Annotated in this window: 22 protein-coding genes; 6 read left to right on the top strand and 16 right to left on the bottom strand. The window is 71.2% G+C overall.

What is annotated here, in order from left to right:
* Positions 1 to 9: 9 nt before the first annotated feature.
* Positions 10 to 228 carry a hypothetical protein gene (locus KIK09_RS44925; protein WP_214325663.1) on the bottom strand — a complete coding sequence of 73 codons (219 nt, stop codon included), beginning with the start codon at positions 226 to 228 and terminating at the stop codon, positions 10 to 12.
* A 123-nt stretch (positions 229 to 351) separates the two neighbouring features.
* Here KIK09_RS44925 and KIK09_RS44920 point away from each other — a divergent pair, with 123 nt between their 5' ends.
* Positions 352 to 1,563: a sensor histidine kinase gene (locus KIK09_RS44920; protein WP_214325662.1), complete on the top strand. Its 1,212-nt coding sequence runs from the start codon at positions 352 to 354 to the stop codon at positions 1,561 to 1,563.
* A gap of 300 nt (positions 1,564 to 1,863) precedes the next feature.
* On the opposite strand, the gene KIK09_RS44915 is transcribed toward KIK09_RS44920, so the two are convergent.
* From KIK09_RS44915 to KIK09_RS44885, 7 genes are all read right to left on the bottom strand, one after another.
* Entirely contained in the window at positions 1,864 to 3,507 is a 1,644-nt protein-coding gene (locus KIK09_RS44915; RefSeq protein WP_214325661.1) for an FAD-dependent oxidoreductase, read from the bottom strand.
* Between the two features lie 46 nt (positions 3,508 to 3,553).
* On the bottom strand, positions 3,554 to 4,522 hold the full coding sequence (locus KIK09_RS44910) for a PucR family transcriptional regulator (RefSeq protein WP_214325660.1): 969 nt from the start codon (positions 4,520 to 4,522) through the stop codon (positions 3,554 to 3,556).
* Positions 4,522 to 5,313: an efflux permease Rv1217c-related protein gene (locus tag KIK09_RS44905; RefSeq protein WP_214325659.1), complete on the bottom strand. Its 792-nt coding sequence runs from the start codon at positions 5,311 to 5,313 to the stop codon at positions 4,522 to 4,524. Before KIK09_RS44905 ends, KIK09_RS44910 begins: the two co-directional genes overlap by 1 nt.
* Positions 5,291 to 6,202: an ABC transporter ATP-binding protein gene (locus KIK09_RS44900; protein ID WP_214325658.1), complete on the bottom strand. Its 912-nt coding sequence runs from the start codon at positions 6,200 to 6,202 to the stop codon at positions 5,291 to 5,293. Before KIK09_RS44900 ends, KIK09_RS44905 begins: the two co-directional genes overlap by 23 nt.
* 97 nt (positions 6,203 to 6,299) lie before the next feature.
* The gene (locus tag KIK09_RS44895) at positions 6,300 to 7,772 is read right to left on the bottom strand and encodes a cobyric acid synthase (RefSeq protein ID WP_214325657.1); all 1,473 of its coding nucleotides are present in this window, start codon (positions 7,770 to 7,772) and stop codon (positions 6,300 to 6,302) included.
* A 338-nt stretch (positions 7,773 to 8,110) separates the two neighbouring features.
* A complete protein-coding gene (locus KIK09_RS44890; RefSeq protein WP_214325656.1) occupies positions 8,111 to 8,839 on the bottom strand; it encodes a carbon-nitrogen hydrolase family protein in 729 nt (242 codons plus the stop codon).
* A 402-nt stretch (positions 8,840 to 9,241) separates the two neighbouring features.
* The gene (locus KIK09_RS44885; RefSeq protein WP_214325655.1) at positions 9,242 to 9,754 is read right to left on the bottom strand and encodes a DUF1707 SHOCT-like domain-containing protein; all 513 of its coding nucleotides are present in this window, start codon (positions 9,752 to 9,754) and stop codon (positions 9,242 to 9,244) included.
* A 107-nt stretch (positions 9,755 to 9,861) separates the two neighbouring features.
* Between KIK09_RS44885 and KIK09_RS44880 the strand changes: the two genes are divergently transcribed.
* Positions 9,862 to 10,809 (top strand): quinone oxidoreductase family protein, encoded by a 948-nt coding sequence (locus KIK09_RS44880; protein WP_214325654.1) that lies wholly within the window; start codon positions 9,862 to 9,864, stop codon positions 10,807 to 10,809.
* Here the strand turns inward: KIK09_RS44880 and KIK09_RS44875 are convergent.
* Positions 10,806 to 11,534 carry an SDR family NAD(P)-dependent oxidoreductase gene (locus KIK09_RS44875; RefSeq protein WP_214325653.1) on the bottom strand — a complete coding sequence of 243 codons (729 nt, stop codon included), beginning with the start codon at positions 11,532 to 11,534 and terminating at the stop codon, positions 10,806 to 10,808. The two genes, KIK09_RS44880 and KIK09_RS44875, sit on opposite strands and share 4 nt — an antisense overlap.
* Positions 11,535 to 11,587: 53 nt before the next feature.
* Between KIK09_RS44875 and KIK09_RS44870 the strand changes: the two genes are divergently transcribed.
* The gene (locus KIK09_RS44870) at positions 11,588 to 12,118 is read left to right on the top strand and encodes a TetR/AcrR family transcriptional regulator (RefSeq protein ID WP_214325652.1); all 531 of its coding nucleotides are present in this window, start codon (positions 11,588 to 11,590) and stop codon (positions 12,116 to 12,118) included.
* 153 nt (positions 12,119 to 12,271) lie between these two features.
* Here KIK09_RS44870 and KIK09_RS44865 read toward each other — a convergent pair whose 3' ends face one another.
* Genes KIK09_RS44865 through KIK09_RS44840 form a run of 6 tightly spaced genes read right to left on the bottom strand, consistent with a single transcriptional unit; the run spans position 12,272 to position 18,428 of the window.
* Positions 12,272 to 13,888, bottom strand: coding sequence for a serine/threonine-protein kinase (locus tag KIK09_RS44865; RefSeq protein ID WP_308164689.1), 1,617 nt, complete (start codon positions 13,886 to 13,888; stop codon positions 12,272 to 12,274).
* 6 nt (positions 13,889 to 13,894) lie between these two features.
* Positions 13,895 to 14,581, bottom strand: a complete 687-nt coding sequence (locus KIK09_RS44860) for an HAD family hydrolase (RefSeq protein WP_214325651.1) — start codon at positions 14,579 to 14,581, stop codon at positions 13,895 to 13,897.
* Positions 14,571 to 15,644, bottom strand: coding sequence for an ABC transporter ATP-binding protein (locus KIK09_RS44855; RefSeq protein ID WP_214325650.1), 1,074 nt, complete (start codon positions 15,642 to 15,644; stop codon positions 14,571 to 14,573). The genes KIK09_RS44860 and KIK09_RS44855 overlap by 11 nt, the downstream gene beginning before the upstream one ends.
* Positions 15,641 to 16,492: an ABC transporter permease gene (locus tag KIK09_RS44850; protein WP_214325649.1), complete on the bottom strand. Its 852-nt coding sequence runs from the start codon at positions 16,490 to 16,492 to the stop codon at positions 15,641 to 15,643. The genes KIK09_RS44855 and KIK09_RS44850 overlap by 4 nt, the downstream gene beginning before the upstream one ends.
* Positions 16,480 to 17,280, bottom strand: coding sequence for an ABC transporter permease (locus tag KIK09_RS44845; protein WP_214325648.1), 801 nt, complete (start codon positions 17,278 to 17,280; stop codon positions 16,480 to 16,482). The genes KIK09_RS44850 and KIK09_RS44845 overlap by 13 nt, the downstream gene beginning before the upstream one ends.
* Positions 17,277 to 18,428, bottom strand: coding sequence for an ABC transporter substrate-binding protein (locus KIK09_RS44840; RefSeq protein ID WP_214325647.1), 1,152 nt, complete (start codon positions 18,426 to 18,428; stop codon positions 17,277 to 17,279). The genes KIK09_RS44845 and KIK09_RS44840 overlap by 4 nt, the downstream gene beginning before the upstream one ends.
* Before the next feature lie 111 nt (positions 18,429 to 18,539).
* On the opposite strand from KIK09_RS44840, the gene KIK09_RS44835 reads away from it, so the two are divergent.
* The 3 genes from KIK09_RS44835 to KIK09_RS44825 all read left to right on the top strand — a co-directional run bounded on the left by KIK09_RS44835 (position 18,540) and on the right by KIK09_RS44825 (position 23,273).
* Entirely contained in the window at positions 18,540 to 19,286 is a 747-nt protein-coding gene (locus tag KIK09_RS44835) for a GntR family transcriptional regulator (protein WP_214325646.1), read from the top strand.
* Between the two features lie 82 nt (positions 19,287 to 19,368).
* On the top strand, positions 19,369 to 19,635 hold the full coding sequence (locus tag KIK09_RS44830; protein WP_214325645.1) for a DUF6504 family protein: 267 nt from the start codon (positions 19,369 to 19,371) through the stop codon (positions 19,633 to 19,635).
* Complete coding sequence (locus KIK09_RS44825) at positions 19,635 to 23,273, top strand: DNA polymerase III subunit alpha (RefSeq protein ID WP_250574818.1); 3,639 nt, start codon at positions 19,635 to 19,637, stop codon at positions 23,271 to 23,273. The genes KIK09_RS44830 and KIK09_RS44825 overlap by 1 nt, the downstream gene beginning before the upstream one ends.
* Before the next feature lie 12 nt (positions 23,274 to 23,285).
* Here KIK09_RS44825 and KIK09_RS44820 read toward each other — a convergent pair whose 3' ends face one another.
* Positions 23,286 to 24,017, bottom strand: coding sequence for a DUF4328 domain-containing protein (locus KIK09_RS44820; RefSeq protein WP_308164688.1), 732 nt, complete (start codon positions 24,015 to 24,017; stop codon positions 23,286 to 23,288).
* Positions 24,018 to 24,021: the final 4 nt, after the last annotated feature.

Here is a 24,021-nt window from a genome sequence, read left to right as displayed (position 1 = left end):
GGCCCCTGGCTACCGGGCCGCGCGTCGGCGGACGGCCGCCTCGATCCGCAGCCCCAGCCCTGTCAGCGTGATCAGCCCGAACACCGACAGAACCTGCCAGGTCGGTTCGCCCGACTCGACGATCAGCGCGCCCACGCTGAGCGCGAGGCCCAGCACGAGCAGGATGCCGCCACAGGTGCGCACGGTGCCGATGTGGTCCGACTCGGTGGGCGGCGTCGTGTGCAGCATGGTCGGGCCCTTCCTCGTCCGGTCACCCGGGAGAGCATCGCATGGGGATTCGGCGCAGGGAAGATCCCGTGCTTCGCGCTGTGTGGCGGTGCATCATGGAGGAGGGGATTCGGCATGGTTGACGTGGACTTTGAGGCTGTGTTCGATGCTGTGCCCGGGGCCTGCGCGCTGCTGTGGCCGGATATGACCTACGCGGCGGTCAACCGGGCCTACGAGAGGGTGTCCGGGCGCAGCCGGCGCGAGCTCATCGGAAAGAATGTGTTCGAGATCTTCCCCGGCGGGCCGTCCGGGCGGGGAGTGCATGAGCTGCGGGCCTCGCTCGAGCGGGTGCTGCTCGAGCAGGAGCCCGACGTCATGGCGTTCCAGCGGTACGACGTCGAGATGCTGGGGTCGCCGGGGGTTTTCGAGGAGCGGTACTGGAGCATCATCAACACCCCGCTGATCGGCCCCTGCGGCAAGGTGCAGCTGATCATCCTCCGGGCGGAGGAGGCCACCGCGTTCATCCACCAGCTGCGCAAGGCGCGCTCCGAGCTGACCATGCAGCCGCCGGACTCGGCCGCCGCGCAGCTCAACGCGATCGAGGCGGAGATCTTCGCGCGCGCCCGCGACCTGCAGGAGGTCAACCAGCGCCTGCGCCGCGCGCAGTCCAAGGAACGGCAGACGACCGAGGCGCTGCGGCAGGCGATGGAGCAGCAGCGCGAGCTGGTCGCCGACACCTCGCACGACCTGCGCAACCCCATCACCGGGCTGCAGACCCTTCTGCAGGACGCCCTCGACGACCCCGGCGCCGACGTCCGCCAGATCCTGCTGGCCGCGCTGCGCGACGCCGAACGGCTCGGCGACATCGTCGCCGACCTGCTCGAGCTGGCCCGCCTGGAGGCCGGCGCGCTGCCCGCCCCGAAACCGGTCGACCTGAGCTGGCTGGCGGAGAACGAGCTCGCCCGGCTCGACTGCGAGCACACCGTCGACATGCAGCTGGAACGCGACGTCGTGGTGGACGGCACGAAGACCCAGCTGGCCCGGCTGCTGAACAACCTGCTGGCCAACGCGGCACGCCACGCGCACAGCAGCATCACGGTGCTGGTCAGGGCCGAGCGCGAGCGGGCGGTGCTCGAGGTGATCGACGACGGCCCCGGCATACCCGCCGCCGAGCGGGAGAGCGTCTTCAAGCGCTTCTACCGGCGCACCGACGCCCGCCGTACCGATCCCGGAGGGACGGGGCTGGGGCTGCCGATCGCCCGTCAGATCGCGCATGCCCACGGCGGGACGCTGCACATCGGCGATCAGCCCGAGGGCACCCGCATGATCCTGCGGCTGCCGCTTCACCAGGCCTGACGCCCGAGCACCCCTCAGCCCCCCGTACGGTCACCAGCAGCAGGAGCCCGTCGGGCGATGGGCGCGGCGGACGCCAGGCGGGCCAGCGCGAGCGGCGGGCTCACCGGCCCGGCCCGCCGGACGGGGCGAACAGATCGGCCAGGTCGTCGAAGCGGATGACGACCAGCGCGAGGATCATCGCCGCGCCCAGGCACAGCCCGACACCCGCCACGGCCACGGGACCCTGGCTCCACCAGGAGGAGATCCTCCTCGCTGACCTCGACCACCCCACGTTATGCAGCGGCCACTTTCGCGCGCCTGTCACACATCTGTCGCACCGAAGTCGCGTACGCGGTCGGCGATGTCCGTGGCGGCCACGTAGCCGAAGGTCATCGCCGGGCCCAGGGTCGCGCCGGGACCCGGGTAGGTCTCGCCCATGACGGCGGCCGAGACGTTGCCTGCGGCGTACAGGCCCTCGATGGGGGTGCCGTCCTCGCGCAGGACGCGGGCGGAGGCGTCCGTGACGACGCCGCCCTTGGTGCCGATGTCGCCGGGGACGATGGGGATCGCGTAGTACGGGCCCTTGGCCAGCTCCGCCAGGTTGGGCGAGGGCAGCGTGGGGTCGCCGTAGTAACGGTCGTAGGCGCTCTCGCCGCGGTGGAAGTCCTCGTCGCGGCCCTGGCGGGCGAAGCCGTTGAACCGGTCGACGGTCCTGCGCAACCGGCCGGGCGCGACGCCCATCCGCACGGCCAGCTCCTCGACGGTGTCCGCCTTCTTGACGAAGCCGCTCTTCAGCCACGACCGCTTGAACGGCTGGCCGGGGAAGTGGTTGAGGATGATGTAGCGGTTCTTGGTCCGCTGGTCGATGACCATCCACGAGTGCACGGCGTCCTTGGCGTACATCGTGTCGACGAACTCGTGGTACGGCACGGCCTCGTTGACGAAGCGGTCACCGCGCGAGTCCACGATGACCATCCCGGGCACGGCCCTGTCGGTGACCAGGAAGACGGGTGCCTCGCCGGGCGGGACCGCCGTCGGCATGCCCCACACGCGGTCCATCAGGTCGAGCCGGGCGCCCAGGCCGAGGGCGGCGCCGATGGTGTCGCCCGTCTGGCCGGGCGCGGCCGAGGTCCAGCGCGCGTCGGTGGGTTTGGGCAGGTACCGTTCCCGCAGCGGCCGGCTGTGCGAGAAGCCGCCGGCCGCCAGGATCACGCCGCCTCCGGCCTCGATCGTCCTGCCGCCCGCGCGCACTCCGGTGACCCGGCCGTCGGTGACGACGAACTCCTCGAAGGGCGTGTTCACCAGGATCTTGCCGCCCGCCTCCGCGAGCGCCAGGCTGAGCCGGCCGACGAGCGCCTCGCCGAGCGAGGCGTAGCGGGCGCCGGACAGCAGCGACCAGACCGCGCGCAGGCCGATCTTGAGGGCCATCCGCTTGCCCCGCCAGGTCGGCACGATCATGTTGACCTTGTGGAACTCGCGGGAGTTCATCACCATGCCGTAGGTCGGCAGCCCGGCCCTGCGCATGATCCGGCGCAGCGCGCCCAGCTTCCGCAGGTCGAACAGCGCGGGCTCGACCGACCGGCCCAGCGCCTTGCCGCCCGGACGTTCGGGGTAGTAGTCGGAGTAGCCCGGCGTGTACTCGAAGCGCACGTGCCGCGTCCTGTCGTGCAGGAAGCGGACCATCTCCGGCCCGCGCTCCAGGTAGGCCTCGCGGCGCTCCTCCGGGACGCGGTCGCCGACGGTCGACTTGAGGTAGGTGCGTGCCTCCTCCCTGCTGTCGCGCAGCCGGGTGCCGTCGAGGTAGAGGTTGCCGGGCACCCAGATGGCGCCGCCGGACAGCGAGCTCGACCCGCCGTACCTGTCCGTCTTCTCCACCACCACCGCGCTCAGCCCGCGCAGCTGCGCCGTCAGCGCGGCCGCCAGCCCCGCGGCGCCCGAACCTATGACGACGACGTCGTACCGCATGACCCCGCTCCTTCAATGAGACATCAGTGTCTCATTTCAAGATACGTCATTCCCATGGCCAGCCGAGCAGCCGGGCGCCCAGCACGGCCGTCTCGAGCGTGAAGCGCTGCGTGGGATCGTCGGGGGAGAAGCCGGTCGTGCGGCGGATCCGTTCCAGCCGGTAGGTGACCGCCCTGGCGCTGATCCCGAGCCTGCGGGCCGCCGCGGTCTGGTTGCCCTGCGAGGCGAACACCGCCTCCAGCGTCTCCAGCAGCGGCTCCGGCCCGCCGCGCGCCCGCAGCAGCGGGCTCAGCACGCTGCTCACCAGGTCCTCCATCGCCGCCCTGTCACGCAGCAGCACCGGGAAGACGAGCAGGTCCGAGGCCTTGACCACGTCGACGCCCAGGCCCAGCTTGTCGGCCATCTCCAGCGCGTTGGCCGCCTCCCTGAAGGAGGAGACCACCCCGGTCGGGCCGCGCTGCGGCCGCCCGACGCCCACCCGCCACCCGTCGGCGAACCTGGCCCGCACGTGGTGGGTGAACTCGCCCACCGCGGCGGGCAGCACGGCCGGCGCCACGCAGACCAGCAGCCCGTCGCGCACGGCCACGAGCACGTTGTGCGAGCCGAACCTGGCGATCAGGTCGCGTTCGATGCGGTCCTCGTCGCCCTGGCGCAGCCCGCGTGCCACGGCCACCACGTACGACTCGGCCAGGCGCAGCCCGAAGTGCTCCGCCCGCTCGGCCAGCCGTTCCGCCCTGCCCTGCAGCAGGTCGTCGACGAACTCCCTGCGGGCGGCCTCCTCGTTCCTGATCGCCAGCAGCTGCGCCTGCTCGTGGCCCTCCAGTAAGGCGTCGACCACCTTGCGCAGCGCGGGTCCCGCCTGGTCGCGCAGCGCGTCCTCGACCAGCGACCTGGGTGAGACGCCCAGTTCGGCGGCTCGCGCGCCGGCCGTACGCAGCTCCTCCAGCTCTTCCCGACCGGGCAGCCGGCCGGTCCGTGCGCACCCGGCCAGTACCCGCGAGACTGCGTCCTCCATCAGACTCCTACGTCACGCCTTTCGAAGGCGAGGACCGCGGTGAGCACGAGCACGGCCGTCGCCCCAGCCAGCACAAGGTAGTCCCCGACAGGGAAGCCCTGGTAGATCGGCCTGCCCTCGGAGTAGTAGTGGAACGGCGAGACCCACTTCAGCCACGAGATCGCCGAGACGCCCCTGCCGATCGTCACGACCATGTAGCCGAGCACGGCCCAGGCGCCCACGACCGTGCTGGCCACGTTCTTCCTGCCGGTGGCCGCGCCCACGGTGAGCGCCACCGATCCGAAGAACAGGGCCAGCAGGAACACCCCGGTCTGGCCGGCGAGCATCCGGTCGAACGGCACGTCCGCGCCGGCCGCCCGCTCCACGCCGAAGGCGATCAGGAACGTGACCGCGTTCAGCCCGGCCAGCGCGATCACCAGCGCGGCGAACCGGTCGAGGATCAGCCGCTTCCTGTCGACGGGCAGCGTGACGACCAGCTCCAGCGTGCCCGCCTCCTCCGGCTGGGCGATGGCCTTGTTGGCCATGATCGTGGCGCAAGCCGTACTGAACGCCGGGACGAACAGCTGGTAGACGACCGTCTGCAGGTAGCCGTAGCCGGAGGTGAGGTCCTGCAGCCCGCCCATCAGGTCCTTGAGCGGGCCGGGGAACTTGGCCATCGCCGCCTGGCTGTAGACGTCGGGCGCCAGCTTGATGTTGGCGTAGATCGTCAGATACAGGGTGACGAAGACCGAGATGCCGACGGTCCAGCCGATCAGCGGCCGACGGAAGTCACGCAGGCTCCTGAACAGCATGGCGCCGCTCCTCCTCGCTGTAGTAGGTGAGGAAGATCTCCTCCAGGTCCGGTTCCGCGCTGACCAGGTGCACGACGGTGAAGCGGGCCGCCGCCTTGATCAGCGCGTCCGGCCTGCCGTCGATCGTGCACCGCACGCTCGCGCCCTCCACCCGCAGCTCGCGCACGCCCGGCAGGTTCTCGAACGCCTCCCGCGGCACCGGCGCGTCGAAGTGCAGCTCGATGCGGCGCACGGCCCGCTCGCGCAGCGCCGCCACGTTCTCCACGGCCACCAGCCGCCCGGCGCGCACGATGCCCACCCGGTCGGACACCTCCTGCACCTCGGCCAGCACGTGCGAGGACATCAGCACCGTCCTGCCCGACGTGCGGACCTCGCGCAGCATGGCCATGACCTCCTGCTGGACCAGCGGGTCCAGGCCGGTGGTCGGCTCGTCCAGGATGACCAGCTCCGGCTCGTGCATGAACGCCTGGATCAGGCCGATCTTCTGCTTGTTGCCCTTGGACAGCCGGCGCATCTGCACGGAGAGGTCGGCGTCCAGCCGGTCGGCCAGCTCGCCGATCCTGCCCGCCGAGACGCCGCCGCGCACCCTGGCCAGGAACGCCAGATAGTCCCTCGCCCGGTCACGGCTCTCCAGCGCCAGCTCGCCCGGCAGGTAGCCGATCCTGCCCCTGACCCTGGCGTCGCGCGAGTCCGCGCCGAGCACGGTGATCGTGCCCCTGGTGGGCCTGATCACGTCGAGCAGCAGGCGGATCGTGGTGGTCTTGCCTGCGCCGTTGGGGCCCAGGTATCCGAAGATCTCGCCCGGTTTGATCTCGAGTGTGAGGTCCTCCAGCCCCAGGCGCTTTCCGTAGTACTTGGTCAGGCCCTCGGCCCGCACCACTGGTGTCATGCCCGTCATGGTGCGCCCGGGCCGTGCCCGCGGTCACCGTCCAAGTTCGGCAGTTCGGCGGCCGCTTCCTTTCCGGGATCAGGCTCCCTTTTCGGTGTCAGGCTCCTGGGGGCAGGTTCGGTGCCTTGACGGGGCCGTTGGCGATGAGGTCGAGGAGGGCGTCGGTGTCCAGGTGGTGCTCGACCAGGTCGCCGAGGGCGTCCAGGCGGTGCTCGCGGGCGGCGGCGAAGCTGGTGCCGGGGTGCGGGGTGAAGTCCCGGTCCGCCAGGCGTGCCACGTCCGCGAGGAACGCCCTGCGGAAGGCGTCGTTCTCCAGGGCGCCGTGCCACGTCGTGCCCCACACCACGCCCGCGCGGCAGCCGTCGAGGAACGGCTCGCCGCCCTCCACCGTGACCCGGCCGTGGTGGATCTCGTAGGCCCGCACCGGGTGACCGTAGGCCTGGCCTTCCGGTCTGGCGAGCGTCTTGTCCGTGGCGAAGGTCGTGGTGACGGGGAGCAGGCCGAGCGCCTCGGTCACTCCGGTCCGCGACTCGACATCGTCGTGGATCTCGCGGCCGAGCATCTGGTAGCCGCCGCAGATGCCCAGGATCGGCCCCTTCCGCTCGGTCAGCGCCTCGGCGATCCCGCGCTCGCGCAGCCAGGCCAGGTCGCTCACGGTGGCGCGCGAGCCGGGGAGCACCACCAGGTCGGCGTCGTCCAGCTCTCCTGGGTCGGTCACGAACGCCACCCGGACGCCCGGCTCGGTCGCCAGCGCGTCCAGGTCGGTGAAGTTCGAGATGCGCGGCAGGCGGATCACCGCGACGCGCAGGCTCTTCCTGCCGTACGGCCGGCGGGTCTCGATCCTGCGGGCGTCGAGAGCCAGGGAGTCCTCGACGTCCAGCCAGAGCCCGTCCAGCCAGGGGAGGACGCCGTAGACCTTCCTGCCGGTGATCGTTGTCAGCATGTCCAGCCCGGGTTCGAGAAGTTCTCGCGCTCCGCGGAACTTGTTCACGATGAACCCCGAAATATGGGCTTGATCTGCCGCGTCGAGCAGGCCGACCGTGCCGTAGAACGCCGCGAACACCCCGCCGCGGTCGATGTCGCCCACCACCACGACGGGCAGGTTCGCGGCCCTGGCCAGGCCCATGTTCGCGATGTCGCCCGCGCGCAGGTTGATCTCCGCCGGGCTGCCGGCGCCCTCGCAGATCACCACGTCGTACTCGCTCCGCAGCCGGTCCAGCGACTCCAGCGCCCTGGCGCGCAGCATGTCCTTCAGCCCGCCGTACTCCATCGCGTCCACCTCGGCCACCGGCCGGCCCATCAGCACGACCTGGCTCCGGCGGTCGCTGCCCGGCTTGAGCAGGATCGGATTCATGTCGGCGGTCGGCTCGACCCCCGCGGCCTGCGCCTGCATCGCCTGCGCCCGGCCGATCTCGGCCCCGTCGGCGGTCACATAGGAGTTCAACGACATGTTCTGCGCCTTGAACGGCGCCACCCTCACCCCCCGCCGCGCCAGCCACCGGCACAACCCCGCCGCCACGACACTCTTCCCCGCATCAGACGTCGTCCCCGCCACCAGCAACGCCCCCATACGCCTTCCTCCTCCTTCTCGTGCTACGGCGAGCCCTTTTGCTACGGCGAGCCCTTTTGCTACGGCCAGTTCTTTGCTATCGCGACCTCTTGTGCCACGCGAGTTCACGTGCTGCGGCGAGTTCTTGCGTTACGGCAAGCCACCGCCACCGGCCGCCCGCCGCACTCCGGCCGAGGACCCGCGACCGGCGCTTCCGGCGAGTCGGTGACACTCGCCCACCGCAACGCCACTTCGGAGACCTCTGACCCGGCCTCCGCTCCCGCCGACCCTTCGCATTTCACCCACCCCCGCCGTTGGGGGCTCGTGGGGTGTGGAGGGCTTGCCGTACATCGGGGGTGTCATCGGAAGTTGCGGGTGGCGCGGTCGGCGCGGAAGGCGGTGAGGCGGGGGAAGTCCAGGTCGTGGACGGTGGCGCCGGGGGTGAAGAAGACGCCGGTGGTGGGGCAGGGATTGGCCAGGCCGGTGACGCCGGCGCAGGGGTGGCCGTGGTAGGTCGCCTCGTGATGCCAGTCGCTGACCGCCACATAGGTCATGAACTCGTAGGCCCGGGCGACGCTCATGTGCTCCCACAGCGTACGGGCCGGCAGCGGCGTCCCCCACTGCGTCACCGAGAACGCCGGGACCAGCACCACATCAACCGGATCGGCCAGGCGTGCCAGGCTCCCGGAATACCAGAGATCCGCACACAAGAGCACCTGCGCCCGCCGCCCCAGCAGCTCGAACCCGTGCGACGGCGCCCCGGGGATCACACCGGTCTGCTGCTCAACCCCGTACGGATGCACCTTGTCGTACTCGGCCACCACCTCGCCCCGAGGATCCACGACAGCACCCCGATTGACGACCCCGGCCTCAGTCCGGTCGTAATATGACCCACCCACCACCGTCGCCTCAGTCTCGGCGGCCAACCCACGTAACCGCTCGAGATACTCACCCCTGGCCAGGCTCGACCCCACCAACTCAGGCAACAACACCACGTCGACCCCCGCCGGAACCACTCCCTCGATCCCGTCGAAATTCACATGCCCATCAGCCGACCACCGCTCCGGCCCCACCAACGCGATCCTCACCCCAGCACTGTCCCACGCCCCTTCCCTCCACCCACACCCCGTCCCTGGCCGCCCGAATCTGCGGTAGGCGTGTGTGGTGGGGCGCGGTGTGCCTTGCGCCGGGTGGCGCCGTACGTCGTCTCGCCGTACCGGCGCCGGGCGGATGGTGGGTGGTCTGTGGGCTACGCGGTGTGTGGGGCCGTGTTCCGTGGCGGGCGGTGGGTGGTTGGGTGCCGTGCGCGTTGCGCCGGGTGGCGGCGTATGTCGGCTCGCCGTACCGGCGCGGGGTGGGTGGCCGGAGGGTGAGGTCCCGGCATTCGTGCTCGGTGCGCGGTGGTGCCTGGCGCGTGGGCGTCGCCGTACCTTGGCTTGCTCTACCAGCGTGGGGTGAGCGGTAGTGCAGGGTGAGGGGGCCGGGTGGGGTTAGCGGTGGCGGATTCGGAGGCGGCCGTAGGGGAGGGTGCCGGAGACCTGGATGTGGGGGGAGCCGGGGGTGCGGAGGGAGGAGGTTTTGAGGGTGAGGGAACCGTAGCCGATGTTGACCGCGTCGGCGTCGGCGGTGCAGGTCCTCGGGAGGAGGATGGTGGCCGAGCCGTAGGACAGGGCCAGGTCGATCGATATCAGGTCGTGGTCGATCTGGGCGCGGCGGAGGTCGAGGAGGACACGGCCGTACTCGGAGACGACGCGTAGGCGGGCGGGGACTCGCCAGAGGCCGGTGCGTTTGATGCGGCCGCTGTTCACCCGGATCTCGACCTCTTCCGGCTGGGCGGGAGCGGGGAGGTCGGCCAGGGCGGGAGCCAGGTCGGCGTGGGTCCTGGCGGTCAGCGCGAGCTCCAGGCGCTGGCCCATCTCGTCGAGGGCGAGCCGACCCTCGGCGTAGGCCTCCTGGAGGCGACGGGCGGTCGCCTCGCGTTCGAGGTCGGAAACGCGTGTCACGGTGGCACCCCTTTCCTTGTGGTGTCAGCGTAGCACAAAGTGGCGTCATTGTGACGTCATAGAGGTGTCGCGGAAGGATGCGGAACCCTCTGTAGTTGACTGAGAACATGCGTGCCATCGTGATCGCCGCCCAGGGCGGCACAGAGGTTCTCGACTACGCCGAACTCCCCGACCCCGTGCCGGGCCCGGGGGAGGCGGTGGTGGACGTCGAGGCCAGCGGCGTCAACTTCATCGACATCTACCACCGCTCCGGTACCTACGCCCTCCAACTGCCCTCCAAGCTGGGCTCCGAGGGAGCGGGCACGGTGTCCGCGGTGGGCGAGGGCGTGGAGAGCGTGAAACCGGGCGACAGGGTCGGGTGGGTGAACGTGCTCGGCAGCTACGCCGAGAAGGCCGTCGTCCCGGCCGACCGGCTGGTGCCGGTGCCCGACGGCGTGTCGACGGAGGTGGCCGCCGCGGCCCTGCTGCAGGGGATGACGGCGCACTACCTGACGCGCTCCACGCACGAGGTCAAGGAGGGCGACCAGGTCCTGGTGCACGCCGCGGCGGGTGGCATGGGGCTGTTGCTGACCCAGATCGCCAAGATGTTCGGCGCCACCGTGCACGCCACGGTCTCCACGGCCGAGAAGGAGAAGCTGGCCAGGGAGGCGGGCGCCGACGAGGTGCTGCGGTACGACACGTTCGCCGAGGCGCTGCGCGACCGGATGGACGTGGTCTACGACGGCGTGGGCAAGACCACGTTCGACGGCGGCCTGGACGCGCTGCGGCCGCGCGGGCTCATGGCGCTGTACGGCGCCGCCAGCGGCCCCGTCCCGCCGCTGGACCCGCAGGTGCTGAACAAGAAGGGCTCGCTCTTCCTGACCCGGCCGACGCTCGTCAACTACATCGCCGAGCGGGAGGAACTGCTCTGGCGTGCCTCGGAGCTGTTCGACTGGATCTCCTCGGGGAAGCTGAAGATCAACATCTTCGAGCGCTACCCGCTGGCGGAGGCCGCCCGGGCCCACGAGGACCTGGCGGCCCGCCGTACGACAGGAAAGCTCCTGCTCATTCCCTAGACGTGGGAGCCGCCGTCGACGCGGAGCTCGACCCCGGTGAGGTAGGCGCCGTCGGCCGAGGCCGCGTAGGCGATGGTGCCCGCGATCGCCTCCGGGTCGCCGAAGCCCACCTGGGGCATGATCCGGCCGTAGAAGGAGGCGTCGACCCCGTCGGGGAAGGTGACGCTCGTCATCAGCGGCGTCACCACCCCGCCGGGTGAGACCGCGACGACCCGCACGCCGTCGGCGGCGACCTCGGCCGCCAGGCTGATCGAGAACGCCAGCACGGCCCCCTTCGAGGCGGCGTACGCCGTCATGAACGGGTGCGCGTGCGTGGCCGAGGTCGAGGCGGTGTTGACGACCACGCCCTTGCGATCGACCAGGTACGGCATGGCTTCACGGCAGAACAGGAACGTGCCGAGCAGGTTGACGTCGAGCAGCCGCCTGAAGTCGTCGAGCGAGAGCGCGGCCAGCGGCGTCGTCCTGTGGATCCCCGCCACGTTGGCGAGCACGTCGATACCGCCCATGGTGGACGCGGCGGTGGCCACGGCCGCCTTGACCTCGTCCTCGTCCGATACGTCCACGACCCGCGTGTGGATGCCGGAACCCAGCTCGGCCAGCCCCGCGGCGTTGACGTCGACCGCGAACACGGTCGCCCCCTCGGCGGCCAGTCGCAACGCCGTGGCCCGCCCGATGCCCGTCGCCGCCCCGGTGAGCAGCACGTTCTTACCCGCGAAGCGCTCCATCTACGTTCCCGTCTCGATATAAGACATCATTGTCTCGTCTAAGATATCCCTCGATGAGCATGGCCCTTACTCGCGACGCGATCCTGCGCGCCGCCGCCACCGCACTGCGCACCCACGAGCGTGCCGGGATGGCCGACATCGCCGCGGCCGCAGGGGTGGGGCGCGCGACGCTCTACCGGCACTTCGACAACCGCGAGGACCTGCTGCTCGAGCTCGGCCGCTTCGCCGCGCAGGAGTCGCTGCGGGTGATCGACGCGGCCCGCATCGACGGGGTGCCAGCGCGCGAGGGGATCCCGCGCCTGGTACGGGCCCTGCTGACCGTCGGGCGCGAGTTCTGGGTGGTCAGCAGGCACCGCACGCAGCTCTGGCCGGAGGAGGAAGAGGTCGGCACCCGCCTGCGCGCCCTGGCCGAGCGCGGCCAGCGCGAGGGGGTGCTCCGCACCGACCTCCCCGCCGACCACCTGGCCACGCTGCTCGGCTCCATGGTCATCGGGGCGCTGAGCATCGCCCCGCTGTCGGAGCTGGGCGTCGAGGACGCCACCGACACGATCGTCAAGGTCTTCCTGGACGGTGCCCGGCCTTAGGCTGCCTTCCGTTGAGGCTTCGGGCTTTCTGCTGTACGGCAAGCCACCCCACCGCGCACGCGCCGACGCCCCGTCCCCCTGTCCTGGCCGGCCGGGATGGCCAACGGGCCGCCCGCCGTGACGACGTCATGTGACCCACCCTCCGGGCCCCTGCTAGGGCTGCTTCTGGCCCCGGAGTTCGAAGTCGTCGTAGGTGGCGTTGAGGGTGGACTTGCCGTCCTTGGGGACGCGGGCGAAGAGGCCGGCATAGCCGTTGCCGAGCCCGTTGGGGTCGTTGGCCTGGGCCACCCGCGTGCCGTTGACCCACATCGTCAGCCGCACCCCTGACCCGTCCTGCTCGCAGGCCGCCTCGATCCGGTTCGAATGCCCGGCCAGGTTGGAGATCTTGGAAGGCTCGGACAGCGTCCCGCCCGCGTTGTCCACGATGCGGCGGATCCGGGCGTTGCCCTGAGTATCGAGGCCGAACTCGTAGAACGTGCCGTCCTTGGCGTTGTGGCAGTACACCCCGTACTCCCCGCCGCCCGCGACCTTGGCCGTGACCCCGACGACGACCGACAGGGGCAGCATCGGCGTGGGCGTGGCCGAGGGGGAGGGCGACTCGGTGGGCGTGGCGATCAGGAAGGGCGCGGGCGCCCTGGCGTAGCGCTCCTCGTTGCCGTCGGCCACGTCGATCCGGTAGGTGCCGTCGCTGCTGTAGCCGTAGCTCGGCTCGTTGCCCGGGTCGTAGGTGCCGTCCCAGCCGCCCTGGGTGGAGGTGAAGTCGTCCTGGTAGATCACGCCGAGGTCGGGAGGCCCGCCGGGGGCTAACGCCCGCCACGCCACCACCCCGCCCGCGATGACGACCGCCGCCGCGACCGCCAGCCCCGCGAGGAGCCTGCCGTGCCGCTTCCCGCTCGTGGGAGGGAGCGGCGTCGTCCCGCCGGGAGGTGTGGAGACCCAGGCAAGCTGGACCGTCCTGGCCGCCTGCTCAGGCGCCGCCGAGCGGCCGACGAGCTCGTCGAGCAACTGCTGCGCGGTGGGCCGCCGGGCGGGGTCCTTGTGCAGCGCGGCCCGCACCAGCTCACGCAGCCCCGGGTCGACCTGGTCGAGGTTGGGCTCGGTGTTCATCACCTGGTAGACGATCGCCGGCAGCGTGTCGCCGGCGAAGGGCGCCCGCCCGCTGGCGGCGAAGGCGATCAGGCAGCCCCAGGAGAACACGTCGCACGCGGGCGAGACCGGCTCGCCGCGCAGCACCTCGGGAGCCATGTACCGCGGCGTGCCGACCAGCTCGCCCGTCCCGGTGACGCCGCCGAGCGTGTCGAGCGCCCTGGCGATGCCGAAGTCGATGACGCGCGGCCCGACGGGCGACAGCAGCACGTTGGACGGCTTGAGGTCGCGGTGCACCACTCCGGCGCCGTGGATGGCGGTGAGCGCGGTGGCCACGCTGACGGCCAGCGCGTCGAGGCTGGACCCGCGCAGCGGCCCCGACTGCTTGACCGCCTCCTCCAGGTTGGGCCCTGGCACGTATTCGGTGACCACGTACAGCTGGCCGCCGTCGAGAGCGGCCTCGAGCACCCCGGCGGTGCAGAACCTGCGCACCCGGCGAGCGGCGTCCGCCTCCCTGCGGAAACGCATGCGGAACTGCTCGTGCTGGCTCAGCTCGGGATTGATCACCTTGATCGCCACCCGCTGGCCCGAGGGATCCTCGGCGAGGTGGACCGTGCCCATCCCGCCCCGGCCCAGCACGCTCAGCAACCTGTAGCGCCCGATGTGGGGGGCTTCACCGCTCACGGCGGGCTAGCTTACCGACATCGCCCTCAGTGCGGGCAGGCCGGCCGCGGGGTCCACCACCACGACCCGGCAGCCCGCGGCGGTCGCGGCGGCGACACCGGTGGGGCTGTCCTCGATGGCCACGCACAGCTTGGGGTCCACGCCGAGCTGCCGCGCCGCCTTCAGGTAGGGGTCGGGGTACGGCTTGCCGCACGCGGTGTCCTCGGCGGCCACGACCAGGTCGAACGCGTGGCCCAGGCGTGGCATGACCAGATCCACGATGCTCCTGGGGGAGGCGCTCACCAGCGCGGTGGGGATGCGGGCTTCCGTCAGCTCGCGGAGAAGTTCACGGGCTCCGGGCATGACGCGGACGCCCTGCCGGATGTGGTCGGCGAAAGCCTCGGTGAGCAGGCGCGCGACCGTCGGCTGGTCGCCGTGTTGCGGCGCCGACCTTCGCCGTACCCCATCCCGCCGACCCGGTGCCGGGGAGGCGTCGCCTGTGTCTCCCTCAGGGAGGGGAGCCTGCCGGACGGAGAGGAGGTGGGCGGCGGTGTCTTCCACGGTGCGGCCGAGGACGTGGGGTGTGTCGTCGGGAGTGAGGAGGACGCCGAGGGAGCCGGCGACGGAGGCCGTGGCGGACCACCACAGGCCTTCCGTGTCGACCAGGGTCCCGTCCATGTCGAAGAGCACGGCCTGCGGAACGTCAGACCGCATCGGCGACTTTCGACGCGGCGGGCGTGGTCACCGTACGGGCGGCGACCAGGACGGGCCGCTCGACCAGGCGCACGGACACGCGGGTGCCCGGCGCCAGCCGTACGGCCTCGTGACCGGGGACGTCGGCGAGCACCTCGCCCCCTTCCAGCGACACCCGGAGCCGGACGGAAGCCCCGCGGAAGGACGCCGCGATGATCTCGGCGCGCCCGTCGGGGTCGGGGGAGACCTGCACGGCTTCCGGACGGATCAGGACGTCCACGGCCGGGTCGCCGGAGTGCGAGCCGTCGACCGGCAGCAGCTGCCCGAGCACCGTGACCTGGTCGCCGGAGACCTGCCCGGCCAGATGGTTCATGGTGCCGACGAACTCGGCCACGAACGGCGTGGCGGGCCGGTCGTAGACCTCGGCGGGCGGGCCGCACTGCTCGAGCCGCCCGTCGCGCAGCACCGCGACCCGGTCGGCGATCGAGAGCGCCTCCTCCTGGTCGTGGGTGACGAAGATGGTGGTGATGCCCAGGTCGAGCTGGATGCGCCGGATCTCCTCGCGCAGCGTCACGCGCACCTTGGCGTCCAGCGCCGACAGCGGCTCGTCGAGCAGCAGCACCCGCGGCTCGAGCGCGAGCGCCCTGGCCAGCGCGACCCGCTGCTGCTGCCCGCCGGACATCTCGTGCGGGAAGCGGTCGGCGTACCCCGGCAGGCCCACCAGCTCGAGCAGCTCCTGCGCCCGCGCGGCCCGCGTCGCGGCGGGCACCTTGCGCACCCGCAGCCCGAACGAGACGTTGTCGCGCGCGTTCAGGTTGGGGAACAGCGAGTACGACTGGAAGACCATGCCCGCGTCCCGCTTGTTGGCGGGCACGTCGGTGACGTCCTTCCCGTCGACCAGGACCGCCCCGGAGTCAGGACGTTCGAACCCGGCCACGCACCGCAGCGCCGTCGTCTTGCCGCACCCGGACGGCCCGAGCAGTGCGACGAACTCGCCCGGCTCGATCGTCAGGTCCAGCCCGTCGAGCGCCACGGTCTTGCCGAACTCCCGCCGCAGCCCGCGAAACTCCACCCGCGCCGTCATCGCTTCTTTTCCTTCCCGAAGGCGGTGGAGACCGCCAGCAGCAGCAACCAGATGAGCACCAGGCTGAGGATCGACACCGCGACCGACAGCTGCCCCTTGGACCCGGAGATCGTCACGATCCACACCGCGAACGGCTGGTAGCCGAGCAGGCTGGCCACGGTGTACTCGCCGAGCACCAGCGCGAGCGCCAGGAACGAGGCACTGGCCAGCGCCGAGCGCAGGTTCGGCACGATCACCCTGAAGACCACGTACGGCCACGACGCGCCCAGGTTGCGGGCCGCCTCGACCAGCGTCCGCACGTCCATGGTGCGCAGCCCCGCGTCCAGCGACCGGTAGACGAACGGCAGCACCAGGACCACGTACGCCAGCACGAGCACGAGGGGGAAGCCGGGGTCCTGGATCGCGTTCAGCGTGGCCCAGAACGGCGTCGGCGCCAGGATGTCGCCCCCGTTCTTCAACGTCGTGGTGAGCCCCACCACGAACGTGATCGGCGGCACCACCAGGGGCAGCGTGCACAGCACTTCCATGACGGGCCTCAGCCGGGGCGCCGCCAGCCGTACGGCCAGCATCGCGGGAAGCGTCAGGAGCAGGACCAGCACGATCGTGGCGACGGCCAGCGACAGCGAGAGCAGCAGGCTCTGCACGAAGCCGTCGGCGGTGAGCAGCTCGCCGTAGGCGGAGAAGGAGACACCCTCGGTCGGGGTGTAGATCGTGTACCACAGGGCCGCGCCCAGCGGGATCAGGAAGTACGCGGCGGCCAGCAGGAAGACGACCCAGCGCCACGCCCTGCGCGGCGGGCGCGCGGGGGCCGTGGCGGCCACCGGCTCCAGGCCGGTCAGCGCAGCCATCGGGTGCTCCTCCTCTGCAGCGGCAGGTAGATCGCCATGACGAGCCCGGCGACCACCACCATGTCCAGGCTGAGCGCCAGCGCGATGTTCTCGTAGCCGATCAGCACGTCGCCGGTGAGCGCGCTGGCGATCTTCAGGGTGACCAGCGGGACCACGGTGCCGACCATCGCGTTGGCCGTGGCGAACGCCGAGAACGCGCTGCCGAACAGCAGCACCACCCCGCCGAGCATGGCCGGGGTGAGCACCGGGATGCCGACGTAGCGCCAGTAGTGCCAGGAGGAGGCGCCGCTGTTGGCCGCCGCCTCCCGCCACTGCGGCCGCAGCCCGTCCAGCGCGGGCGCCATCACCAGCACCATCAGCGGAATCGAGAAGTACATGTAGACGATGACCAGGCCCCAGAAGGTGTACAGGGACCCGGACGGCAGCCCGATCAGCCCGCTGACCACGCCGGAGTTGCCCAGCGTGGCGATCCAGAAGAACGCCAGCGGCACGCCGCCGAAGTTGGCCAGCACCCCGGAGGCGGTCAGCACGGCCTCGCGCAGGCGGGAGGTGACCACCGCCTGCGCCAGGAACGTGCCCAGGATCGCGCCGAGTACCGCCACCACGCCCGACAGCTTGATGCTGCCGAGCATGGCGTTGAGGTAACCGCCCTGCAGGCTCTGGCTCAGGTTGCCCAGGCTCGGCCTGCCCTGCGCGGTGAAGGCCCCCGCCACCAGAGCGATGGCGGGGATGCCGAAAACCACGGCGAAGAAGATCAGCAGGGGCCACGCCCCTAGGGAGCGCCTCATCCCGAGATGGCCGCGTCCCAGCCGCTGGCCAGCTTGGCCTTGGCGGCGTCGACCTGCTCGGGGGTGGGGAACGTGGGCGTGCCCTCCACCTTGGGCAGCGCGTCCGCCGCGGCCTTGTCGACCGAGCCGTCGCTGGTCATCGAGGGCAGCAGGACCGGCCGGGCGAAGCCCTTCAGGTACAGGTTCTGGCCCTCGGCGCTGTACAGGTACTCCTGCCAGAGCCTGGCCGCCGCCGGGTGCGGGGCGTCCTTGTTGATGGCCTGGGCGTACATCTGGAAGTACTGGCCGTCCGTCGGGACGTTGACCTTCCAGTCGATGCCCTTGGGCGTCATCTCGGGGGCGTAGGCGGCGTTGTTGTAGTCCCAGTCGATGCTGATCTGGGTCTCGCCCTTTTCGATGGTGGCCGGGGTGGTCTCCACCGGGTTGTAGTTGCCGGCCTGCTTGAGCTTCTTGAAGAAGTCGATGCCGGGCTGGATGTCGTCGAAGGAGCCCTTGTTGGCCAGCGACGCGGCGTACACGCCGGCGAAGGCCGAGCCGGACTTGGTGGGGTTGCCGTTCATCGCGACCTTGCCCTTGTACTCGGGCTTGAGCAGGTCGGCGAAGGTGGTCGGGCAGGTGGCGATCTTCTTGGCGTCGCAGCCGATCGAGACGTAGCCGCCGTAGTCGTTGGCCCAGAGCCCGGTCGACTCCTTCTGGCCCTCGGGGATCTTGTCGAACGACTGCACCTTGTAGGGGGCGAACAGGCCATCCTTGGCGCCGCTCAGCGCGAAGGACTGGCCGAGGTCGACCACGTCGGGCGCGCGGTCCTGGCCCTTGCGGCTCTTGATCGCGGTGATCTCGTCGGCGCTGGCCGCGTCCGGCGTCTCGCTCTCGATGGTGATGCCGTACTTCGCCTGGAAGCCCTTGATGATCTCACCGTAGTTCGCCCAGTCCGGCGGAAGGGCGATCACGTGGAGCTTGCCCTCCTTCTTGGCGGCTTCGACGAGCTTGTCCAGCCCGCCGAGGTCGGCGGCCGAGGTGGCGGTGCGCGCGTTCACCCCGCCCTCTGATGCCTTGCCCTGCTCTGCGCCGGGGGCGGCGCCGCACGCGGCGGTGACTACGGTTAGTGCTGCAAAAACGCCTGCCACGCGGGCGCGAGGTGTGAGCACGTCGCCTCCACTCTCTGGGGGTGTGGAAAGAACTTAGGGGAACTTGTACAAACAAGCCAGACCCAGTTAGTCGCATATACATTGCTATTTCGTGAACAGGGAGGGTCGCGGATGGTTGCGCGCTATGAATGGATTGCCGCTGAGTTGCGCGACGAGATCCACGCCGGTGTCCACCCCGTCGGGTCGCAGTTACCGAGTGAGGCGGAGCTGGCGGCGCGCTACGACGCGGCCAGGGGCACCGTACGGCAGGCCGTGGCAGTCCTGGTCGCGGAGGGGCTGGTCGGCTCCAGGCAGGGCGCGCGGCGCATCGTGCTGGGCAGGTCCCGCAGCCAGAGTTTCGCCGAGTTGCACAGCTTCGCGCAGTGGGCGCGCGCCAACGGCTACCGCTACGGCGGCCAGGTGATCAGCCAGAGCCGCAGGGCCGCCGGCCCCGTCGAGGCGGCCCGCCTCGGCTCCGACCAGGTCCTCGAGGTGCTCAGGCTGCGCACACTCGAGGACGAGCCGGTCCTGCTCGAGCGCACCGTCTACGCCGACTGGATCATCGCGGCCGTGGAGGCCCTGCCGCCCGACTGCGAGTCGGTCACCGCCGCGCTCTATGCCTCGGTCGGCCTGGTCGTGGCCTACGGCGAGCACCTCATCGACGCGGTGCCCGCGGGCACGCAGGACGCGCGGCTGCTGGGGGTGCGGCGGGGTAGTCCGCTGCTGCGCCAGCGCAGGATCACCACCACCCACGAGGGCAAGCCCGTGGAGTGGTCCGACGACCGCTACCGGGCGGGGAGCGTGGCCTTCAGCATCCGCAACTCGGTCGGCGCGAACCCGCTCACAAGGGAGGCAGGCGACTTGCATTTCGGGGCGTAAGAACATATGTTCGAGTAGCAGAAACGCCCGTCTTCCCCCGGGTGGCTCAGCGACAGATCAAGAGCCGCGGGGAGAAGAAGCCTTGAGCAGACTCTATGGCGATCCGATAGAGGTGTGGACCCGAGACGGGCAGCCGACCCAGTTCGTCTGGCGTGACCGGCTCTTCCTCGTGCGCCGCGTCCTCGACCACTGGGTGGTCGCCCGCGAGTGGTGGAAGACCGGCGAGGGCGATCCCGGCGAGCGCCAGTTCTGGCGGGTCGAGGCTTCGCCCGGCCGCGAGGTGGGCTCCTACGAGCTGCGGTTCGACACCGCCAGCGGAGGCTGGCTGCTGCTGCGGGCGTGGGACTGATGGCGCCGTTCCCGCACCTGAACGTGTCCTCCGCCTACTCGATGCGGTACGGCACCGCCTTCCCGCACGCGCTGGTGGCCAGGGCGGCCGACGAGGGCATGGACATCCTGGCCCTCACCGACCGCGACGGCCTCTACGGCGCGATCAAGTTCGCCCAGGCCTGCCACGAGGCCCACATCGCCCCCGTCTACGGCGTGAACCTCGCCCTCTCGCGAGGTGAGGACTCCCGTCCGCGAACGGGCCCCGACGCCGAAGACCGGGTCACGATCCTGGCCCGCGCCAACGGCTGGTCCCGCCTGGCCCGCCTGGTCACGGCCGCCCACTACGTCGGTGACCGCGGCGACCCCCGCCTCACCCCCGACCTGGTCGCCACCTGGGCCGGTGCCTCCCGGGGAGGTGCCGGGCCCCACACCGGCACCTCCCCGGGAGGCATCGCGGGCGGGAACGGTCCAATCCCAAAAGCGAACGGCTCCCGTACGCGCGGAGAGCGGGAGCCGTTCGGGCCTGACGACGGGCTGGTGGTGCTGCTGGGTCCCAGGTCGGACGTGGGCCGGGCGGTGGCAACGCGGCGCGACGAGCACGCCAGGGCCCTGCTGGCCCGGTGGCGCTCCCTGGCCCCAGCCGTCGTGATCGAACTGGTCGACCAGTACGGCTACCGCGACGCGAGCACGGCCGTCCGGATGCTGGCCCTGGCCGAGGAGGCGGGCGTGCCCGCCGTGCTCACCAACGCGGTCAGATACCTCGACCCCGCCGACCACCAGGTGGGCGACGTGCTGGACGCGGCGCGGCAGCTCGTACCGCTGCACCCGCGGCACCTGGACCGGCCCACCTCGCACGCCTACCTCAAGAGCGGCAAGGACATGTGGCAGGTGGCGCGCAAGATCTGCGGCGCCGACACCCAGCGGATCACCACGCTCCTGCGCACCACCCGCGCGCTGGCCGAGGCGTGCGCCGCCGACCCGATGGGCCTGCTGGCGCTGACGGCCGACGACCCGGCGCGGCTGCTCCTGCCCGAGACGGGCAGGGACCCGGTCCCGCTGCTGCGCCACCGGGTGGAGGACGGCCTGCACACGCGCGGCCTGGCCGGTGACCGCGACGCCCTCGAGAGGCTCGACAGGGAGCTGGACATCATCGAGCGCAAGCGCCTGTCCGGCTACTTCATCTCCGTGGCCGGCATCACCGACAGGATCCGCGAGCTGGGGATCCGCTGCGCCATCCGCGGCTCGGGGGCGGGCAGCCTGGTCAACTACCTGATCGGCATCGGCGAGGTGAACCCGCTCGAGCACGGCCTGCTCATGGAGCGCTTCCTGTCCGACGGCCGGATCGGGCTGCCCGACATCGACGTGGACGTGGAGTCCGCCCGCCGCCTCGACTGCTACAAGGCGATCTTCGACATGTACGGCGAGGAGCGGGTGGCCTGCGTGTCGATGATGGAGACCTACCGGGCGCGCAGCGCGATCCGCGACGTGGCGGGCGCCATGGGCCTGCCGCCGCACGAGATCGACGCGATCGCCAAGGCGTTCCCGCACATCAGGGCCAGGCAGATCTCCGCCTCGCTGAGCGACCTGCCCGAACTGCGCGACAGCAGGCTCGGCGAGGCGGGGCTGGATCGCGTCTTCAGGCTGGCGGAGAAGCTCGACGGGCTGCCCAGGCACATCGCGCTGCACCCGTGCGGGGTGCTGATCGGCAACTCGCAGCTGTACGACAGGACGCCGGTGGAGCGCAGCCTGCTCGACTTCCCGATGTCGCAGTTCGACAAGGACGACGTGGAGGAGGCAGGGCTGCTCAAGCTGGACGTGCTCGGGGTGCGCATGCAGTCGGCCATGGCCTACACGCTGGGCGAGATCAAGCGGGTCGACGATCTCGACATCGATCTCGAAGAAGTGCCCCACGACGACCAGACCACCTACGACATGATCTGCGCCAGCCGTACCCTGGGCTGCTTCCAGATCGAGTCGCCCGGCCAGCGCGAGCTGGTGGCCAAGCTGGAGCCGCGCACCATGCACGACCTGATCGTGGACATCTCGCTGTTCCGCCCGGGTCCGGTGAACTCCGACATGGTCACGCCGTACCTGCAGGCCAGGCACGGGTGGCGGCAGCCGTACTACCCGCACGAGAGGCTGCGCGAGGCGCTGAAGGAGACGCACGGCGTCGTCGTCTTCCACGAGCAGGTGCTGAAGATCATCTCGGTGATGACCGGCCGGAACCTGTCCTACGCCGAGAAGTTCCGCAGGACGCTGGCCACCCCCGAGGGCAGGGAGAAGGTGCGCAAGCACTTCGTGCCGCTGGCCAGGTCCAACGGGTTCGGCGACGCCGAGGTGGACAAGGCGTGGAAGGTGCTGGACGCGTTCGGCGCGTTCGGCTTCTGCAAGGCGCACGCGGCGGCCTTCGCACTGCCCACCTACCAGTCGGCCTGGCTCAAGCGGCACCACGCGGCCGCGTTCTTCGCCGGGGTGCTCACCCACGAGCCCGGCATGTACCCGCAGCGGGTGATCATCGACGAGGCCCGGCAGTGCGGGGTGCGGATCCTGCCGCTCGACATCAACAAGTCGGGCAGGGACTGGCGGGTCGAGCGGCTCGGCCCGCGGGTCGAGGTCAGGCTGCGGCCGCTGAGGATCGGCGACATCGGCAAGGGGTACGCGCTGCGCGTCCCGTTCTCGGCGATCAAGGGGGTCAGCGAGGCCGAGGTGGACCGGATGGTGGCAGGCCAGCCGTACACCTCGCTGGCCGACTTCTGGGACCGGGCCAGGCCCTCGCGGCCCGTGGTCGAGCGCATCGTCCAGGTGGGCGGCCTGGACGCCCTGCACGACCTGCGGCCCGGCGACGGCGGCGCGCGCTGGCGCCCCGGCGAGCTGACGAGACGCGACCTGATCGCGCAGGTGGGGGCGCTGGAGCGAGCCTCGGGCAGCGGGGTCACCTCGGGGGCGCGCCGCTCCAAGCGCTACCACGAGCGCGCGCCCGTGGAGGTCGCGACGCCGGCCGTGCAGCTGCCGCTGGGGTTCACCGAGCACATCCCGCCGGGCGAGCTGCCCGAGATGACCGAGAGCGAGATGGTCGAGGCCGAGCTGGAGATCCTCGGCATCGACGTCAGCAGGCATGTGATCAGCTTCCACGACGAGCTGCTCGACGCGATCGGGATCGTGCGCTCCAAGGACCTGCTGGCCCAGCGCAACGGCGCCGAGGTGCTGGTGGCGGGGGTCAAGGTGGCCACGCAGACGCCGGCCGTGCGCTCGGGGCAGCGCGTCATCTTCACCACGCTGGACGACTCCACGGGTCCCGTCGACCTGACGTTCTTCGAGTCGGTCCAGGGCAGGTGCGCGGCCACGGTGTTCGGCTCGTGGCTCATGGTGGCCAAGGGGGTGGTCAGGCGTACCGGCACCCGGGCGGTCTCCATGCGGGCCGTCGACTGCTGGAACCTCACCGACCTGGACGCCCTGTGGCGGGCCCAGGGCATCGAGGCCGTCCGCGCGCTGCTCGACCGGCCGTCCGAGGAGGGCGACAGCGTGACCGGGCGCCGCATCGAGTACGCCAACGGGTTCCGGCTCTCGCCCTACGCGGATCTGGGTCCGGCGATCGTCAGCCCGTCGCGGCGGCTCTGGCACGCCAGCCAGGGCAGCTCGGGCCCCACGGCGGCCTAGCGTCCCGGCGGGCTACAGCGGAGTCGTGACGGAGCCCAGCCCCGCACCCGGCTCAGTGGCGTTTCCCTGGACAGGCCTGCGCCACGTGCGGCGGGTGGCGGTGGGGCGGCCTGCCGTACGGGGGAGCAGGACGCCCAGCGAGGACTGCTGGATGCGGGTGACCTCGCGCACGGTCGTCGCGCACAGCGCGGCGGCCAGCGCGGCGACGGCGAACTCCAGCGGCCCCACCCCGGTGAGGCTGGACCTGCCCGTCTCGAGCGGCAGCTTGACCAGGAACAGCGCGAGCGTGCCCAGCCAGGCCAGCCACCACGCGCCCAGCAGCGCCAGCCAGCGGTTGCGGCGGTCGAAGGGCGGCCGGGCGCCGCGCCAGACCTCGTCCACGAGCATCACGGGGGCGACCAGGTTGACGCCGGGCACCAGCCACGCCGCCACCGCGGGGCCGGCCGGCGCCGAGCGCGCGTTGGCCTGGCGGGCGCGGGCCAGCCAGGTGAGGTAGGCGCAGGCGGCGGCGACCGTGGTGCCGACCAGCAGCATCATCAGCACCGCGAAGACGGTGACCGCGCCCACCACGGCCTGGGCGTCGGCGCCGTGCGGGCGCCCGCCGTAGGCGGCGAGCTGGTGGGCGAGCCGGCGGCCGCGGGCGTACTCGAAGATCACGAGAGCGCCGAGGGAGAGGACCTGCGCGGACAGCGTGAAGTAGACGGCAGAGGCGGCCTTCGTCGGTGGTGTCTGGGCAAAGCGCACGTCT

This window comes from Nonomuraea sediminis, from assembly GCF_018531495.1.
Classification (GTDB): Bacteria; Actinomycetota; Actinomycetes; order Streptosporangiales; family Streptosporangiaceae; genus Nonomuraea; species Nonomuraea sediminis.
Note: the sequence above shows the minus strand (reverse complement) of the source record. Positions and strands in the feature narration are given on the sequence as shown.